Source organism: Sphingobium sp. (assembly GCF_033795625.1).
In the GTDB taxonomy this organism is placed as follows: Bacteria; Pseudomonadota; Alphaproteobacteria; order Sphingomonadales; family Sphingomonadaceae; genus Sphingobium.
Genome location: NZ_JARYGI010000031.1, coordinates 1 through 14,889 on the forward strand (window position 1 = coordinate 1; position 14,889 = coordinate 14,889).

Genomic DNA, 14,889 nt, shown 5'->3' on the forward strand with positions numbered 1-14,889 from the left:
CCGCTCAGTGGCCTTTCAACACCACTATCTTGGCACATTGCGATGCCGTCTGGGGAGGGCGGCAACCACCCCATCTGATGCCAAATCTTGTTTGCTCACGGATGGGCGGAAGTGCATCTGTCGCAACTAGGGCTGTTGCAGTTACGCAGTCGCGCAGAGGATCAATGCGATAGCGGTTTGGGAACCTGGTTCAGCAGCTGAAACGAACTCACGGAAAACCTCTTCGGCTCGGAAAAGTGCGGCAGGCTGGTGGAAAGCTGGTCGAGGCTTTCGCGCTCGAGCAGCAGATCGATGCGGACATGATCAAGAGCAACGTTTTCGAGAAGGAATGGCCGCCGCGATCGGGCAAGAGACAATCATTTCTTGAAGTCGATCGCGCGCGTTGGTTCACCATTCCCGACACCACAATCATGATGCTCGCCAGTCAGCTCCCCCTACTCGCATTGCTGGCCGACTTTCTCCGCAACCCCCGGGAAATGGACGTGCCGCGATGATCGCTCATGATACCCGGCCATGCTCATGATACCCGGCCATATGGAGACCTAGTGGCCGAGCACGAGCGGTAGCGCGCTATCCTTGAGCATGCGTTTTGTCACGCCACCGAAGGTCTCCGCCAGCCTCCCGTGGCTGTACGCCCCCATCATGACATAATCGGCATTCCAGCGCTGCGACTCTGCCGCGATCAAGTGATCAATGGCGACACCATCATCGTCGATGATCTTGATGGTAGCGCTGATATTGTGGCGGGCCAGATAGGCGCCGGCGGCATCAGCATCGACCTTTCCAGCGCCGTTCCGCACCATGAAAATGTGAACATCGCAAGCCCGCTGCAGCAGGGGAATGCAGGCGCGCATGGTTGCCGCAGCTGCACCTTGCCCATCCCAGGCGATCAGCGCTCGCCCGGCTGCGCTGAAGCCTTCTGCCTGTTCGGGAACAGCGACGATCGGAGCGCGCGCATGCATAAGAACGCGACTTGCGACCGTCCGCATGTCGGGAATAACGGTATCCTCGAGCGCGCAGTTCAGAACGATCAAATCCGCCAGCATGGCCCTGTCGATCACGCAATCGGCCATGTCACCCATGGCATCTTCCCAGCTCCACGCAACACCTGCATGTTTGAGCCGTTCGGTGAGGCGCGCCTTGTTCCTGGCTTCAATTTCGCGTTCGTCGTTAAGAAGGATCGGATCGCCGAACCCGCCATGATTGTTGCCGCCATAGACCAGCGGTGGCGTCACATCGAGGCAGCCCAGATGGGCACCCAGCACATGCGCCAGATCAAGCGCCGAGTTCAGCCTTGCCGACTGTCCGTCATCGTCATGCACCAACAGAAGAATGCTCTTCATGATTACCTCCGACGCTACGCGCGATTACAATTCAACGAGTGTATTGGTATTTCCGTCGATCAGGCTTACTGACGCCCCTTGTCGTCCAATCGTACAGCCGACCGCGGTGACTACGCGCTGACGCGGCCGACGCCGACTAGGCGGGCGCATTCGATGGTGCGAGCGTGAAGGTCCCAATGCGTCACCTGCTCGAGCCGCTCGAATTCCCGCTTGGCCTGAACAATAGCCCGTTCCTCGTCCACCGCGTTAGGGATCAGAATGGTTCGCTGACAGACATGGTGGTCATGGCCGGTGGAATCTGGGAGGTGATTGTAAAAGCAAATCCTAAAATCCGCCATCTGGAGACTCCTTTCGCTGCCAGTCTAACAAGAACCGCGCGCCGAAAAGCTAAGTAATGCTCCTAGAGTTCGCGGCGGGCGTCCCCCCGCGTGGACGTGCGGGCGGCGCGATAACGGCCGTCGTTGCGACGGATTCGGCGCCAAGCTTGTTTGGCCGTCCCGTTGTGCGCCAGCTTGCCCCGACAGCGCGGCGAATGCGCTTCAGAAACTATGCCTCGCGAGGAGCGTGGGCACGGACCGTTGGTTCTCCCGTGTGCTGTGGTAAGTAGTTAACCCGAAGGCGCGCGCCATCAATCGCGGCTAGCACCTCAGCTTGAGCCTATCGTGCAACATGTCATGAAGAGCCTGAAGCCATGAACATCGAGAAATTCACCGACCGCGCCAAAGGATTTCTGCAGTCGGCGCAGACCGTCGCCATTCGCATGAATCATCAGCGGATCAGTCCGGCGCATTTGCTAAAAGCACTGCTTGAAGATGAGCAAGGCATGGCGGCGGGCCTCATCCGCACTGCGGGGGGAGCGCCGGAGACGGCAGTTAGGGAAACCGATGCGGCTCTTGCAAAAGTCCCCGCCGTATCCGGTTCGGGCGCTCAGGCTTCGCCTGCTCTCGACAATGATGCCGCGCGCGTCCTCGATTCCGCCGAACAGGCCGCGCAGAAGGCTGGCGACAGCTATGTGACAGTCGAAAGGCTTCTTCTCGCGCTGGTCATCGCGAGCGCTACGCCCGCCGGCAAGGCCCTCGCCGCCGCCGGGGTGAAGGCGGATGCGCTCAACGCCGCGATCAACGACCTTCGAAAAGGCAAGACCGCCGATACGGCTTCGGCCGAAGATCGGTATGACGCACTCAAGAAGTTCGCCCGAGACCTGACCGAGGCGGCCCGTGAGGGCAAGCTCGATCCGGTGATCGGGCGGGACGAGGAGATTCGCCGGACCATCCAGATCCTGGCGCGCCGCACCAAGAACAATCCTGTTCTGATTGGCGACCCCGGTGTGGGCAAGACGGCGATTGCGGAAGGCCTGGCGCTGCGGATTGTGAACGGCGATGTCCCTGACACTCTGAAGGATCGCACTCTGATGGCGCTCGACATGGGCTCGCTGATCGCAGGCGCGAAGTATCGAGGCGAGTTCGAGGAGCGGCTGAAGGGCGTACTCGACGAAGTGAAGGGCGCAGAAGGCCAGGTCGTGCTGTTCATCGACGAGATGCACACCCTCATCGGTGCTGGCAAGTCCGAAGGAGCGATGGACGCGGGCAATCTCCTGAAGCCGGCCCTCGCGCGCGGCGAGCTGCACTGTATCGGCGCGACCACCCTCGACGAATATCGCAAATATGTCGAGAAGGATGCGGCGCTGCAAAGGCGGTTCCAGCCGGTGTTCGTCGGTGAACCCACGGTCGAGGACACGATCAGCATTCTGCGCGGGCTTAAAGAAAAATATGAGCTGCACCACGGGGTGCGGATCACCGACGGTGCCCTGGTATCCGCCGCGACTCTCTCCAACCGCTACATCAGTGACCGCTTCCTGCCTGACAAGGCAATCGATCTCATGGATGAGGCGGCATCGCGTCTGCGGATGGAAATGGAATCCAAGCCCGAGGAAATCGAAACCTTGGATCGCCGCATCATCCAGCTCAAGATCGAGCGCGAGGCGTTGAAGAAGGAAAACGACCGGGCCTCCAAGGACCGGCTGGCCGCTCTCGAGCAGGATCTGGCCAACTTCGAGCAGCAGTCGGCCGAACTCACCACGCGCTGGCAAGCCGAGAAGGAAAAGATCGCTGGCGAAAGCAAGCTTAAGGAACAGCTTGATGGTGCCCGGCTCGAACTGGACCAGGCACAGCGTTCGGGCGATCTCGCCAAGGCCGGGGAACTTGCCTACGGGCGCATCCCCGATCTCGAACGTCAACTCGCCGAGGCGCAGTCGGCATCCGCCGGAGCCATGTTGCGCGAGGAAGTCACTTCGGAGGATATCGCTTCGGTCGTCTCGCGCTGGACAGGCATTCCGGTCGATCGCATGCTGGAGGGCGAACGCGAGAAGCTTCTCAACATGGAATCAGTGCTGGGCAATCGCGTGATCGGTCAGGCCGATGCGGTCAAGGCCGTATCCACCGCCGTGCGCCGCAGCCGCGCGGGGCTTCAGGATCCAAACCGACCGCTCGGATCGTTTCTCTTCCTCGGACCGACCGGTGTCGGCAAGACCGAGCTCACCAAGGCGCTCGCCGGATTCCTGTTCGACGACGACAATGCGATGGTCCGGATCGACATGTCGGAATTCATGGAGAAGCACTCCGTCGCGCGGCTGATCGGCGCGCCTCCAGGCTATGTCGGTTATGAGGAAGGCGGTGTGCTCACCGAGGCGGTCCGGCGCAGGCCCTATCAAGTCGTGTTGTTCGACGAGGTGGAGAAAGCGCATGGCGACGTGTTCAATGTCCTCCTGCAGGTGCTCGATGATGGGCGCCTGACTGACGGTCAGGGGCGGACAGTCGACTTCACCAACACGATAATCGTCCTGACATCCAATCTGGGCAGCCAGTATCTGGCCAACCTTGCCGACGGGGAGCCTGTGGAAACGGTCGAGCCACAGGTCATGGACATCGTGCGCGCGCATTTCCGGCCTGAGTTCCTTAATCGCCTCGATGAGATCATCCTGTTCCACCGGCTCGGCCAGGAACATATGAGGCCGATCGTCGATATACAGGTCAGCCGCGTCGGCAAGCTCCTCAAGGAGCGCAAGATCAGCCTCGAGCTCACCGAAGCAGCCCGGGCCTATCTCGGCCGTGTCGGCTACGACCCTGTTTATGGCGCGCGGCCCCTCAAACGGGCGGTGCAGAAGCATCTTCAGGATCCGCTTGCCGAAGCACTGCTCCGGGGAGAGATTGCCGACGGCTCGCAGCTCGTCGTCGACGCCGGTGATGCAGGTCTCGAACTGCGACCACGCGCTGCATTGGCAGCATGATGGCAGTCTCAATGATTCGGTGAGGAGCAAGCCGGGACGCACGGCAGACAGGGAGTGGGCAAGATGATCAAGGATGTATTGGCCGTCGTAGACAATGGCGAGCTGGCGGCGCCTTTCCTTAAGGCGGCTGCCGGCCTGGCCGAGGACAAGGGCGCGGTGCTGGAGGTCGCGGTGCTGACCCCTGCGCCGATGGCGTCACCGGCACTCGCCCCATTCGGCGGCCTCTACATCCCCGATGTAATCCTGATGGGCGACGATGCGGCGAACCTCGCGGCAGTCAAAACGGCGCTTGCTGACGCGAAATGCGAGCATCAGGTTTATGGCTTCCATGATGATCTCGCCTGGCTGGCCGGAGATGTGAACCGCAGCCGACAGGTAGCCGACATCATCATCGTGGCAGCTCGCGAGACTTGGAACACGCCAGCGCTCCATCGTCGGGTCCTGGAGACGCTGGTCCGCTCGAGCGGCACCCCCCTTCTCATTCTTCCTGCCGATCATCCGTTCAAGCCGATCAGGCGCGCGATCCTCGGCTGGAAGCCTTCACCCGAAGCGACGCGCGCACTGCACGCGCTGGTGACCTTCGCGGAGCCAGGCGCGGCGATCGACGTCGTGACGGTCGGATCGACCCTGGATGAGTGCCAGCGCGAACGGGACAGTCATGCCGAGGTCAAACGCCACCTGGCGCGGCACGGTTTCAAGGCGGAAGGGCACTGGATCGTCAACGACGAGAAGATCGAGGCGGACGTCTTGACCACCTATACGCAAGAAACAGAGGCTGACATTCTGGTCATCGGCGGCTTTTCCCATTCCCGGATTCGCGAAGTGGTTTTTGGCAGCGTCACGCGGGACCTTGTCGCTCGAACGGACGTGCCGGTGCTGATTGTGGGATGAGGCAGGCAATGTGGAACGGCGGGCACTGACCATAGGCCGGGTGTGCCCCTCCGACTGTTCGGTCGTTAGCGGCGCTAATACGATGTAGCCACAGGCAAATTGGCCAAGTCCGTTCTTTGTAAGCTGTTTGCTTGACTACGATCTTCGGCTGCGGCGATTTCATCGGGAACAGAGCGGCAGCAGCGTGGGCACAAGGCCAATCATTTTGGAAAGCGGATCATGCGCGGGGAACGCTGCTCGCGTCGAACGCTGCGTCGTTGTTCATAGCTTGACCGCGTTCAGCCGAAGTGCGTTCAGCACGACCGTAACGGAGGAAAACGCCATCGCCGCACCTGCCAGCATCGGCGAGAGCAGGATGCCAGCGATCGGGTAAAGCGCGCCCGCTGCGATTGGCACGCCGAGGCCGTTGAACACGAACGAGAAGAACAGATTCTGGCGGATGTTACGCATCGTCGCGCGCGCGAGCCGGCGCGCCCTGACCATCGCTAAGAGATCGCCTCGGGTTAGCGTCAAACCGGCGCTTTCGATTGCCACGTCAGTGCCTGTTCCCATGGCTACGCCGACATCTGCTGCGGCAAGCGCGGGCGCATCATTGATGCCGTCACCCGCCATGGCAACACGCGCACCGCCCCCCTTCAGTTCGGCTACGATGCGCGCCTTGTCCTCGGGGCGCAGATCGGCCCGGACGTCGTCGAGGCCGCCAACGGCGACCGCCACCGCATCAGCTGTGGTCTGGTTGTCGCCGGTGAGCATAACCACGCGCATGCCCTCTTGCCGAAGCGTGGCAATTGCCTCCCGGGCGCCCGTGCGAATCGGGTCGGCGACGGCAAGCAGGCCGGCCAGTTGTCCATTGACGGCGATCAGCATGACGCCAGCGCCCTGGCGGCGGTGCGTGTCGGCGGCTTTGTTCAGTGGAGCGGGATTGGCGCCAATTCGACGCATCTGCGCGGCGTTGCCGATTACGACGTTACGGCCGCTGATCCTCGCGCTGACGCCCATGCCGGTCTGCGAACTGAAATCATGAACTTGCCCGAGCGCCAGGTCCTTCTCGCGCGCAGCTGTCACAATTGCATGAGCGAGCGGGTGTTCAGATTGGGCCTCGACCGTGGCGGCAAGCGCCAGCAACTCATCTTCGCCAATCAACCCCGCGGTTTCGATATCGAGCAGCATGGGCTTGCCTTCGGTCAAGGTTCCGGTCTTATCGATCACCAGCGTATCGACCTTCTCCAGCGCCTGGAGCGCTTCGGCGTTTTTGACCAGCACGCCTGCGCGGGCGCCACGTCCAGTGCCGACCATGATCGACATCGGCGTGGCAAGGCCAAGCGCGCACGGGCAGGCGATCACCAGCACCGCGATGGCGTTGAGCAGCGCGTGGCCCATGCGCGGCTCGGGCCCGAGCAGTGACCAGATGACGAAAGTCGCGACCGCAATCAACACGACCAGCGGCACGAACCAGCCAGACACCCGATCCGCCACCGCCTGGATCGGTGCCCGGCTGCGCTGTGCGTCGGCGACCATGCGAACGATCCGCGCCAGCATCGTGTCGGCGCCCACCGCACGAGCCTCGATAATCAGGCTGCCGGTGCCATTGACGGTTCCGCCGGTGACCGAATCATCGGTTTCCTTGAGAACCCGGGCCGGCTCGCCGGTGAGCATGGACTCGTCGACTGACGAACGCCCCTCCACCACGACGCCGTCGACCGGAATGGCTTCCCCGGGCCGGACGCGCAGCCGATCGCCGCGGGCGACATACGCAAGGGCGATCTCCTCCTCGGACTCGTCAGCGCGCAGCCGGCGCGCGCTTTTCGGTGTCAGGTCCATAAGCGCGCGTATTGCCCGCCCTGTCGAGGCTCTTGCGCGCAGCTCCAGCACCTGCCCGAGCAACACCAGCGCAACCACGACACCTGCGGCTTCGTAATAGACGGGCACGGTTCCGCCATGGCCGCGGAATGTCGGCGGGAAAATGCCGGGGGCGACTGTCGCGACTAGGCTGTAGAGGAAGGCGGCGCCGACGCCTGTCGCAATCAGCGTGAACATGTTTAGGTGGCGCGTTCGGAGCGACGTCCAGCCACGCTCGAAGAACGGCCGGCCAGCCCACAGAACGATCGGCGCCGTGAGCACGAGCTGAACCCAAGGCGAGGCGGCCGGGCTGACGAGGTGGAGCCCCAACATCTCAGCGAACATCGAGACGACAAGCAGGGGAATCGCGAGCACTGCCGCCATCCACAGCCGGCGCGTGAAATCGACCAGCTCCGCATTCGGCGCCTCGTCTAGCGAGGGTTTCTCCGGTTCAAGCGCCATGCCGCAGAGCGGACATGTGCCGGGGCCTTCCTGGCGAACCTGCGAGTGCATGGGACATGTCCAGATGGCACCGGACGTAGCTTCATGCTCGACCGTGGGCTTGCCGCCGAGATATGCCTCAGGATCAGCGATGAACTTGGTCCGGCAGCCAGCGCTGCAAAAATGATACTTATGACCATCGTGCTCGACATGATGGGCTGGTTTGGCGGGGTCGATCATCATTCCGCACACCGGATCTTTAATAGCCGCGTGCGCCTGATGAGAATGGGAGTGAGGATCGTTCATTGCCTAGGGCCTTTCGATCGATCATGTGGGTTTGCCACCATGACAAGATCAAGCACACTGCTCCGTAAAGCGATCCGGCCGATCGCACACCGCAAGGAGCTCGCGCAGCCTGGGAATGCCGGATGCAGCGGGCGCGACAAGCGCGAGCGCCCGCCGCATCAGCTCGCACAGTCGTCCGGCGCGGCTGCCAAGTGCGGAGCTGGCCGATGGTCGCCATCGCCGAGGTGAGCGTCCGCTGCTAATATCGCTTGCTATCCGAGAGCTATATCCAACTCAAATCAGCTCAAGGGCGGCATCCCTCCCCGTTTTGACTCAAGATCGGCTTCAGACCAGCATGAAGATAAGTCTGTCCGCCCACCGGCAGGGGAAATGTATCCAGAAATCGTCAGCCGGGCGATTTTCTCGCGCGCCGCGCGGCTTCCGCCTCTGCTTCGCTGCGATATTGGCCACTCGCCAGCCGCGCGCAGCAATTTTGCGCTGCTTCTCTCACATGGGCCAGTTGCTCGGCTGCATAAGCGGGATCCATCGCTGAGCCCACCGAATCGATCCGGTAATGCTCCGCGCGGCTCATGGCCAGCCCGCGCCACAGATAGACATCGAAAATGGTCTTGAGCGCCTGTACCTGGTCCTGGCTGTTGAGCCACTCATAGGAAGCGCCCGAAGTGCTGAAGGAAATGAGCGGCTTGCCCTGAACCACGGGCTGCCCGACCGCGCCCTGAAGGTCGTTCACGGTGTAGCCGGCACCGACCACGCGCTCGACATAGCCCTTGAGCATGGCAGGGGGCAGACCGAACCAGATCGGATAGACGAAGACCAGAAGGTCGGCCGTTCTGAGCAGCTCGATTTCCTCAACCACGTCGGGGGCGGGCGTCCACCCAGCGGCGGCCGGGCGCTCCGTTGCCTTGAGCACCGGATCGAACCCTGTCGCGTACAGATCGCGAATGACTATGTGTTGCCCATTGTCCTTGACCCCGCCTGCATATTCCGCAGCAATCGAGTGGTCGAAGCTGTTGGCCGAGGGGTTGGCGAGCACCAGAAGATGCCGAAATATTTTTTGGGCCTTCGATGAACTATCGACCATGTCATGGTTCCGATCTGAATCGCTCTAAGGCCATCCTGACGATGGAGGCGGACTGGAACAAGTGATGTTCTTCCGCCGGCGAAATCCCGGCGCGATACTTGGCCTCAGGCGGCGAGCAGCGAGCGGTTTCGTCCCGCCGCCTTGGCCTTGTAAAGCGCATCATCGGCAGCGTGCATCAGCGCCTTGATCGACATGTCGCCGACCAGTCGCGCGCCACCGCAACTGATCGACAGGCTGACCAAACGCCCCTCCACAAGCTTCGGCGAAGCGCTGACGCTGTCGACAAGGCGCTCGCAGATGGACCGCACCTCTGCCTCCGATCGGGCAGGCAGCAGCGCCAGAAACTCGTCCCCGCCGAGGCGGCCCAGCACATCGTCTTGGCGCAGGGCGGATCTCAGCACCGACGCGATCCAGATCAGCGCTTCATCGCCCGCCTGATGGCCATGTTTGTCATTGATCTGTTTGAAATGGTCGACATCCACGGCGATTAGCCAGAGCGGCAGGCTCTTCGGATCGACCAGGGCGCGCTGGGCTGCCGCCATGAAGCCGGCGCGGTTGAAGATACCCGTCAGCGGGTCCGTGGCCGCGCGGAACGCCAGCACCTGCTTTTCCTTCACCAGCGCCCGCTGTTCGTCGAATAATCGCTTCGCGAGCGAATTGCGAGCGCTGAGCCCGGCGGTGACCGGCAGGCAGGTGAAGAACAAAATGGCGAGGAAAAACTGGAAGTAGAGCGGCTGCTGTTCCTGTGTGTCGGCAAGGGTCACGATCGGCCCATGGGACGACAGGGTGGCAATCGCGCCGATAATGGCGATCAGGAGCACGGATGCCTGCGTGCCAAGGCGGCCGGTCCTGAAGCTGACGAGCATTACCGCAGGGAAAAGCGTGAAGAGAAACGGCTTGAACGTGGCGAAGAAGACAAGGGATGCCATCGCTGTCACGACCAGCTGCAGGCCCAGCGCCTCGCAGCGTTCCCACCGGGACTTTTCGGCGAAGCAGCGGCGATAATCGCCGTTGAACAAGGCCGCCAGCACGGGCGTGAAGATCAGCAGACCGAGTGCGTCGCTCAGATACCAGGTGATCGCCGAATCAAGGAAAGGCTTGTCGAACACGACAGCGGAGGTCAGGCCGCCGCCGATCGCGCTCAGTCCAGGCGCGATCAGCCCAGCCCAGAGGATGAACGTGCCGAGCGCGCGCGGCTCGCGGGTCGGATCGGCTGAGCCAAGCCTGGACCGCAGCGCGTGGGTAGCGATCACGACCTCGACGAGATTGGTCGCGCCATAGAGGACGCCGCAGACCAGCAGGCCGCGCGTCATGAGGTTTGCAGCGATATTGGCGAGCATGCCGATGGTTAGAACCATTCCCCAGCGCGGCTTTTGCTCGGTGAGCAGCAATGCCACGAGCGCCGCGTTCGCCGGCCAGAAAGTGGCGATGCCGCTCCCGGTGGCGGTGAGCGTGATCGTGGCGGTCGCCAGCAGGAAATAGGCCAGGCCAGCGAGATGGGATCGGCCGAGATGTGGATCGAAAATACTGTTCGAGGACGCTGACTTTGACACGCCGCGGCTGTGCCGGGAAATGGTTAGCGACTCATTGCCAAAGGCTATCCGTTGCAACAAATTTGAGGTTTCTATTCTGCAATTGGCGCAGCATGCGCGGAGCGTTTTCAACCGCCGCCGCGAAGCCGTCAGCTGCGCGTCAAACCAGTGAGATGGATCAGCCGATGATGACCAATTTCGATAGCCGGCTGAATTCGCCACGCACGGAAACTCGCACGAGCGCGGATCTCAAGGTTGATCCGCAAGGCCTTGGCAGTCAGCTCGTCCAACAGGTGCCCACGGCGCAGATCGATGCTACCGCTGGCCACAGCCGCCAGGCGATCATCGGCAAGCATTGGGATCTCGTCGATATTGTCGTGCTCACCGACAAGGACGGTCGGTTCGAGGGCGTCGTCGACATGCGCGCGCTGTTGATGGCGGACTCGTCGGAGCTGATGTCGGCGCTGCGGGGCGCCTGGCCGGTGATAAAGCTGGCCTGTGCGCCCGAGCGGGCAGCACTCACGGCCCACCGGCATGATGTTCCCGCCCTTCCGGTGATCGATGATGGCGGGATATTCGTGGGATGCCTGCGCGCCTCTGCGTTGATGAACATCCTGTGGCATGAGCATGCGGAAGATCTGCACCGATTTGCCGGGCTGCAGCGAGAAACGCGCGGCGCACGGCAGGCATTCCTCTTCGACAGCCCGTTCCAGCGGCTCCGCAAACGCGCTCCATGGCTGATCGTGGGCGCGATCGGCAGCGCCCTTGCGACCTCGATCATGGCGAGCTTCGAGGCGGCCCTGGCGGTCAATGTCACCGTCGCCTTCTTCATTCCGGCTATCGTCTACATGGCGGACGCGGTCGGCACCCAAAGCGAGGCGATTGCAGTTCGCGGCCTTTCGCTCGAGCATCGCAACCTTGGACATGTCGTCGTTCGCGAGGCCGGCACGGGATTGCTTATCGGTGCTTTGCTCGGAACGATCGCCTTTGTCGGCGTCAACCTGGCATTCGGCTCGATTTCGCTGGCGCTGGCTGTCGCGTTCGCACTTTTTGCCGCGAGCGCCTTTGCCAGCATCTTCGGGGTCGTTCTGCCCTGGCTCCTGGATCGCTGCGGCTTCGATCCGGCGTTCGGAGCCGGTCCGCTCGCGACGATCGTCCAAGATCTGGCGAGTATCCTTCTTTATCTCGGAATGGTGCAATGGCTGGTCCTGTAGCCCAGCAGGTCGTGGCGCGACGCATGAGCGTCAGTCCAAGGACAAGACCCCCTGCGATGGCGTTTCCCCGCTTTGCTGCGTCACCGAACCACCGCCTCGAAGCAGGCTCCAGGCGGCAGGCGTCAGCGTGTAGACTGCCTGACGTTGCGCGCCCCTGTTGTGGTGATCCACGCAATAACCCTGATAATGCCGGACGATCAGCCCGGCGCGCACGAGATCGGAGACGGCCCTGCTCACATTCGTCTTGCCGGAAGCGCGCAGGCGCGCTCGAACTTCACTGTCGATCGCCTGCTCTGCTGCGTGCGCGTCAGTGGGAAGGCCATGAGCAGCGGCCTGCTCCTCGCGAACCCGCGCGGCAAGCAGGGCCCGACGCGGCTCGCGATGACCCATGGGCATGAGGGCGTCGCACAGCCAATCGCGGATTGATGTTGCCGTGCCGTTCTGGACAACCATCGGCCCCGCGCGTCCGGTAGGCCCGGCGATCTGCGCGATCAGGTTGAGCACCATGAACGCGTAGCGCGGCCGCGAGGAGCTATGCGCCAGGACTTCCAGGAGCCCCGGCATATCCAGTCGGGCCGCGGTGTGGGAATGAAGTGGAGCCTGATACATGTCGAGAATCATGCACAGGTAGAACGAAAAGTGAATCCCTGATCACCAGAAGGATGCGACTTTGTCGTCTATGACACTTTGCCCGAGGGTAAAGTGTCATGCTTGATCGTTTGAACGGTGCGGTCTCGAGTCTACCGAACGCTCAGCTTGCCGCCTGCCCTGGCTATCCGTGCGCGAGGAATAGCGGCACCGGACTTTCCTTGAGCAGGGCGCGGGTTGTTCCTCCGAACAGCGCTTCTGCCAGCCGCGACCGCCCGTACCCGCCCATGACGAGGTAATCGCTTCGCCGCTCGCGGATCTCCGCCAAAAGAATGTCGGCCACCGACCGGCCGCGCGGCCTTTCAAAGCGAATAAGTGGATGGATGTCATGGCGCGACAGATAGGCTGCCGCGTCTCGCGCCGAGGTTTCGACATGGCCGTCCTCAATCTCGATGAGAATGACGCATTCGGCGCACTGCAGCAGGGGGATCGCGGCCTGGAGTGCTGCGGTGCTGGCGGCCGAACCGTTCCATGCCACCACTGCCTTGCCCGTCACCTTAAGCGATCGGCATTCTTCTGGAACGGCCAGGATCGGCTTGCCGGACCGCAGGATCAACTCCGTCGCCAGTTCGCGCAGATCGCGGCGCGCGCTGGTCGGGAGAGCGCAGTTCACGACGATGACATCGGCCAGGTCGGAAGCTTCCTTCACCGCCGGCGCAAAGTCGCCGGTTGCCGCGCACAGATCCCAGGACACATCTTCATGGCGCAGCCGAGCCTCGATGTTGGCGATGTGGTCATCCTCGCGCGCGCGCTCGTCCTGCAGGAGGATCGCACTGGCGTTCGCCATATGCGGATCTCCCACCGTTGCCGGGATGGCCACGATGTCCAGGCAGGCGAGATGACCGTCAACCGCTCGCGTCAGGTCGAGCGCCGCCTGAAGCCGGCCCTCCTGGCCTTCATCGTCGTGCACCAGCAACAGGATGTTCTTCATCGCACGCTCCACTCATGCCTTGCTTTCATCTGTTGGTGGTCTCGTGCGCTTATGAAGAATATCAGGAACTATACGGATGGGCTTCTTCACGCCCATCGCAGTCGACAAGGCTAGCCGGCCAGTTCATCTCACCGTTTCAGCGACGATTACCCAAGCTGGATCAGCTTCGAAATTCGATCAAAGCGCCGTGCCCCGGCATCGTCGTCGGCGCGCAGCGCACTCTGCATCCGATCGACGAGATATTGGGGTGCCTGACGACCATATTCCGCGATCAGACGTTGCGCTTCGTGCCGGTCGTCTTCGACTACGACTGGCGGGTTGGCACCTTGCTCAGGCCGCTCACCGGTTTCCATCACTTCCCCCTCACCAAGGTGGAGAAGTGTATGCGGCGCGCTCGTCAGAGGCGCTACGTGTTCATACGTAGAGACCCTGAGCCGCGTGGCGGCCGCTGACAGCGCAAGAGAGGCAAACGGACACGCAGCTAATGCGAAAATAGGATCGGGATGGGCCCGCCCCCGAGGAGCTCGCGAGTGACCCCGCCCAGGATCATTTCACGAAAACGTGAATGGCCATAGGCACCCAGCGCCAGCAGTTGAGCACCATGTTGCCGGGCGGCGTTGACCAGAACCTCGCCGTCGGGCGCCTCGCTGCGCTCGAGCGGGTAGACCGTGGACAGAAAGCCGTGCCGCGCGAGATGATGGCCTATGTCGGCGCCGGGGTCCGAGCCATGTCCCTTGCTGCTCGGCCGGCCCGCGAGCACGAGCACGTCCGCCTTCGCACCCGGTGCCGCGATCTTCATGGCGTCGCGCAGCGCAAGCGTTGCCTCACGCGTTGCATTCCAGCCGACCGCAAAATGCGCGATTATTCTCGGCGCATAATGGTCCGGCAGGACCAGGACCGGCCGGCCCGACGCGAAAAGGATGGTTTCGAGGACCTCGCGACGAACGGGCGGATAACCAAAGCTGGCCTCCGGTCCGAACAGCACCAAATCGGCATAGCGCGCCTGGATGCTGGCTGTTGCGAAGATCGTCTCGGGCAATTCTGATATCGTGCGGACCTCCACCTTTGCGCGACGCGTCAGTTCGCCAAGCCTCTCTTGCTTGGCTGCGACCGCTTCGGTGAAATCGGAAAGAATAATGTACGGCGGCCCATAGACGCCCGCATAGTCGCCCGACGGGATCACCGAGATGATCAGGAAAGTGAGCTGCGCATCGTGAAGCTCAGCGAAGCGCAGTGCGTTACTGATGAAATTGCTGTCAGCATCGCCTGTGTCAACGACAGCCAATAGATCTGTGAGCGCCATCTCGTCGTCCTTCCCGTGGTTTCGTGTCCAGTCTTGCGGAGCCAGCTTAAGCGCACCGTGACATTCTCGCGGAC

Annotated in this window: 13 protein-coding genes; 4 read left to right on the forward strand and 9 right to left on the reverse strand. The window is 62.3% G+C overall.

The features are described from left to right. Nucleotides 1–236 precede the first annotated feature (236 nt). A complete protein-coding gene (locus QHC67_RS14085) occupies nt 237–494 on the forward strand; it encodes an NUDIX hydrolase (RefSeq protein WP_319295300.1) in 258 nt (85 codons plus the stop codon). A gap of 48 nt (nt 495–542) precedes the next feature. On the opposite strand, the gene QHC67_RS14090 is transcribed toward QHC67_RS14085, so the two are convergent. Both QHC67_RS14090 and QHC67_RS14095 read right to left on the reverse strand, forming a co-directional pair. Next, nucleotides 543–1,343, reverse strand: coding sequence for a universal stress protein (locus QHC67_RS14090; RefSeq protein WP_319295301.1), 801 nt, complete (start codon nt 1,341–1,343; stop codon nt 543–545). 110 nt (nt 1,344–1,453) lie between these two features. Beyond that, nucleotides 1,454–1,681 (reverse strand): hypothetical protein, encoded by a 228-nt coding sequence (locus tag QHC67_RS14095; protein ID WP_319295302.1) that lies wholly within the window; start codon nt 1,679–1,681, stop codon nt 1,454–1,456. Between the two features lie 353 nt (nt 1,682–2,034). Between QHC67_RS14095 and clpB the strand changes: the two genes are divergently transcribed. After that, the gene (clpB, locus tag QHC67_RS14100; protein ID WP_319295303.1) at nt 2,035–4,629 is read left to right on the forward strand and encodes an ATP-dependent chaperone ClpB; all 2,595 of its coding nucleotides are present in this window, start codon (nt 2,035–2,037) and stop codon (nt 4,627–4,629) included. Between the two features lie 63 nt (nt 4,630–4,692). Further along, complete coding sequence (locus QHC67_RS14105) at nt 4,693–5,520, forward strand: universal stress protein (RefSeq protein WP_319295304.1); 828 nt, start codon at nt 4,693–4,695, stop codon at nt 5,518–5,520. Nucleotides 5,521–5,781: 261 nt separating this feature from the next. Here QHC67_RS14105 and QHC67_RS14110 read toward each other — a convergent pair whose 3' ends face one another. The 3 genes from QHC67_RS14110 to QHC67_RS14120 form a co-directional block, all read right to left on the reverse strand. Then, nucleotides 5,782–8,106 (reverse strand): heavy metal translocating P-type ATPase, encoded by a 2,325-nt coding sequence (locus tag QHC67_RS14110; protein WP_413818548.1) that lies wholly within the window; start codon nt 8,104–8,106, stop codon nt 5,782–5,784. Nucleotides 8,107–8,491: 385 nt separating this feature from the next. Then, nucleotides 8,492–9,187, reverse strand: a complete 696-nt coding sequence (locus tag QHC67_RS14115) for an NAD(P)H-dependent oxidoreductase (RefSeq protein WP_319295306.1) — start codon at nt 9,185–9,187, stop codon at nt 8,492–8,494. Between the two features lie 104 nt (nt 9,188–9,291). Then, nucleotides 9,292–10,740 (reverse strand): diguanylate cyclase, encoded by a 1,449-nt coding sequence (locus tag QHC67_RS14120; protein ID WP_319295307.1) that lies wholly within the window; start codon nt 10,738–10,740, stop codon nt 9,292–9,294. A gap of 164 nt (nt 10,741–10,904) precedes the next feature. On the opposite strand from QHC67_RS14120, the gene QHC67_RS14125 reads away from it, so the two are divergent. Then, nucleotides 10,905–11,933 carry a magnesium transporter gene (locus tag QHC67_RS14125; RefSeq protein ID WP_319295308.1) on the forward strand — a complete coding sequence of 343 codons (1,029 nt, stop codon included), beginning with the start codon at nt 10,905–10,907 and terminating at the stop codon, nt 11,931–11,933. A 30-nt stretch (nt 11,934–11,963) separates the two neighbouring features. Here the strand turns inward: QHC67_RS14125 and QHC67_RS14130 are convergent, their stop codons facing one another. From QHC67_RS14130 to QHC67_RS14145, 4 genes are all read right to left on the reverse strand, one after another. Then, nucleotides 11,964–12,542 carry a hypothetical protein gene (locus QHC67_RS14130; protein WP_319295309.1) on the reverse strand — a complete coding sequence of 193 codons (579 nt, stop codon included), beginning with the start codon at nt 12,540–12,542 and terminating at the stop codon, nt 11,964–11,966. Between the two features lie 163 nt (nt 12,543–12,705). Beyond that, nucleotides 12,706–13,512 (reverse strand): universal stress protein, encoded by an 807-nt coding sequence (locus QHC67_RS14135; protein ID WP_319295310.1) that lies wholly within the window; start codon nt 13,510–13,512, stop codon nt 12,706–12,708. 146 nt (nt 13,513–13,658) lie between these two features. Next, nucleotides 13,659–13,865, reverse strand: coding sequence for a hypothetical protein (locus tag QHC67_RS14140; protein ID WP_319295311.1), 207 nt, complete (start codon nt 13,863–13,865; stop codon nt 13,659–13,661). 128 nt (nt 13,866–13,993) lie between these two features. After that, nucleotides 13,994–14,815, reverse strand: coding sequence for a universal stress protein (locus tag QHC67_RS14145; RefSeq protein WP_319295312.1), 822 nt, complete (start codon nt 14,813–14,815; stop codon nt 13,994–13,996). Nucleotides 14,816–14,889 lie beyond the last annotated feature (74 nt).

Coding starts and splice junctions, on each gene's coding strand:
- QHC67_RS14090 (WP_319295301.1), bottom strand. CDS start 1,343: ATGAAGAGCATTCTTCTGTTGGTGCATGACGATGACGGACAGTCGGCA.
- QHC67_RS14095 (WP_319295302.1), bottom strand. CDS start 1,681: ATGGCGGATTTTAGGATTTGCTTTTACAATCACCTCCCAGATTCCACC.
- clpB (WP_319295303.1), top strand. CDS start 2,035: ATGAACATCGAGAAATTCACCGACCGCGCCAAAGGATTTCTGCAGTCG.
- QHC67_RS14105 (WP_319295304.1), top strand. CDS start 4,693: ATGATCAAGGATGTATTGGCCGTCGTAGACAATGGCGAGCTGGCGGCG.
- QHC67_RS14110 (WP_413818548.1), bottom strand. CDS start 8,106: ATGAACGATCCTCACTCCCATTCTCATCAGGCGCACGCGGCTATTAAA.
- QHC67_RS14115 (WP_319295306.1), bottom strand. CDS start 9,187: ATGGTCGATAGTTCATCGAAGGCCCAAAAAATATTTCGGCATCTTCTG.
- QHC67_RS14125 (WP_319295308.1), top strand. CDS start 10,905: ATGATGACCAATTTCGATAGCCGGCTGAATTCGCCACGCACGGAAACT.
- QHC67_RS14130 (WP_319295309.1), bottom strand. CDS start 12,542: ATGTATCAGGCTCCACTTCATTCCCACACCGCGGCCCGACTGGATATG.
- QHC67_RS14135 (WP_319295310.1), bottom strand. CDS start 13,512: ATGAAGAACATCCTGTTGCTGGTGCACGACGATGAAGGCCAGGAGGGC.
- QHC67_RS14140 (WP_319295311.1), bottom strand. CDS start 13,865: ATGGAAACCGGTGAGCGGCCTGAGCAAGGTGCCAACCCGCCAGTCGTA.
- QHC67_RS14145 (WP_319295312.1), bottom strand. CDS start 14,815: ATGGCGCTCACAGATCTATTGGCTGTCGTTGACACAGGCGATGCTGAC.